At 58.0% G+C, this 1,429-nt stretch carries 1 protein-coding gene and 1 pseudogene; both read right to left on the bottom strand.

Annotated elements, in window-relative coordinates; translation table 11 throughout:
• Positions 1 to 347, bottom strand: a pseudogene (locus tag SMC5_RS10620) (hypothetical protein); the annotation flags it as partial.
• Positions 348 to 664: 317 nt separating this feature from the next.
• The gene (locus SMC5_RS03415; protein ID WP_455423447.1) at positions 665 to 1,261 is read right to left on the bottom strand and encodes a D-alanine--D-alanine ligase family protein; all 597 of its coding nucleotides are present in this window, start codon (positions 1,259 to 1,261) and stop codon (positions 665 to 667) included.
• Positions 1,262 to 1,429 lie beyond the last annotated feature (168 nt).

Raw genomic sequence — 1,429 nt, 5'->3', positions numbered from 1 at the left:
GCCAGAGCAGCTTCACCCAGCGCCTCCATGGCACTCAGCTCCGACATGAACGCACGATCGGTGATATGGGGAACCAGATGGATCTGTGAGCGCGGAGGTTGCCTGAGGAGCGTCAATTCCAGAACGCCGAACTCCTCCTGTCGCAGGCTGAGAAAGTCATGGACACGCGAGTCGCCGATACTGTGAATGCCGCCGCGCATGAACGCCTGAACGATCTCCGCGTCGGACGTCACACCTTTGGTGACCGCCACGACACCTAGTCCATGCTCCTGACAGAGTGAGTGGACCTTGGTGGCATTGTCGGTCAGACAATCAAGATCGACGACGACGCGCGGAAAACTACTCACTGCATGCACACTCCTGTCGGCAGCGCTTGCTTGAGGTGACAGCACTGCGATCTTTTTAGTGTAGCTCTCCCCTCAACTATGAAAAGACCAGGTCCCCGACCCGAACCCTGCCGCCGGCTTGTCCAGGGTCGTACCACATGAAACGAGATGGACGCCGGCCGAGGTCGGCGTCCATCGATGTTGGACTGAAATTGCAAAACGTCACACAGTCGCGCGCTGAGCCTCAGTGACCATCGTGGTCTCGGGCCGTTCCGCGTCGATGCGTTCGACGGCAGCCTGGATGATGCGGCCGATAAGGTCCTCATAGGATAGTCCCATCAGTTCNNGGGGATATCGCTCTTGCCCTTGGCCAGACCAGCCAACGGATTAATCTCCATGAACGATGGCTCGCCATTTGCGTCGAATCGCATGTCGATACGGGCGCAGTCACGACAATGCAGTGCCTTGAAGACACCCACGGCCAAGTTGCGTACCTTCTGGTATTCATCGGCAGTGAGATCGGCGGGGCACTCGGGAACGATGTATTTCTCCCAATGGTGCTTGATCTCCGGCGTGTAGAAGAAATCCTTCTCGGTCCCGTTCAGCAGCTTGAACGACATCACACCCAGAACCTCAGGCTCCCGGTTGCCAATGACGCCCACGGTAACTTCGCGGCCGGGAAGAAACTCCTCGATGAGGATGCTTGAGCCGGGATATGCTGCCAGCAACTCACCTACCTGGTTGCGGAGCTCGTCATCGCAGGCGACCCGGGAGTTGTCGTTGATGCCCATGCTGGAACCCTCGCAGGACGGCTTGACAAACAGCGGATACTTGAGAGTACCGGACTGGATGATGGTTTCTACTTGAACAGGATTGTCCACGGACCAGAAAGCCGGCGTGTTGATGCCGTGCTGCATCAGGACCTGTTTGGTCATCGTTTTGTCGAGCGCCAAGGACAAAGCCAGAGTGTCGGAGAAGGTGTACGGGATCCCCATCATGTCGAGGATGGCCGGCATCTGCGACTCACGAGCGCGGCCGTACAGTCCCTCGGCGATGTTGAAGACCAGGTCAACTGGCTGACGTTTCAGGCGCGCGATAGCGTC

It is taken from the genome of Candidatus Cryosericum odellii (genome assembly GCF_003570935.1).
In the GTDB taxonomy this organism is placed as follows: domain Bacteria; phylum Caldisericota; class Caldisericia; order Cryosericales; family Cryosericaceae; genus Cryosericum; species Cryosericum odellii.
This window is presented reverse-complemented; position numbering and strand designations above follow the sequence as displayed.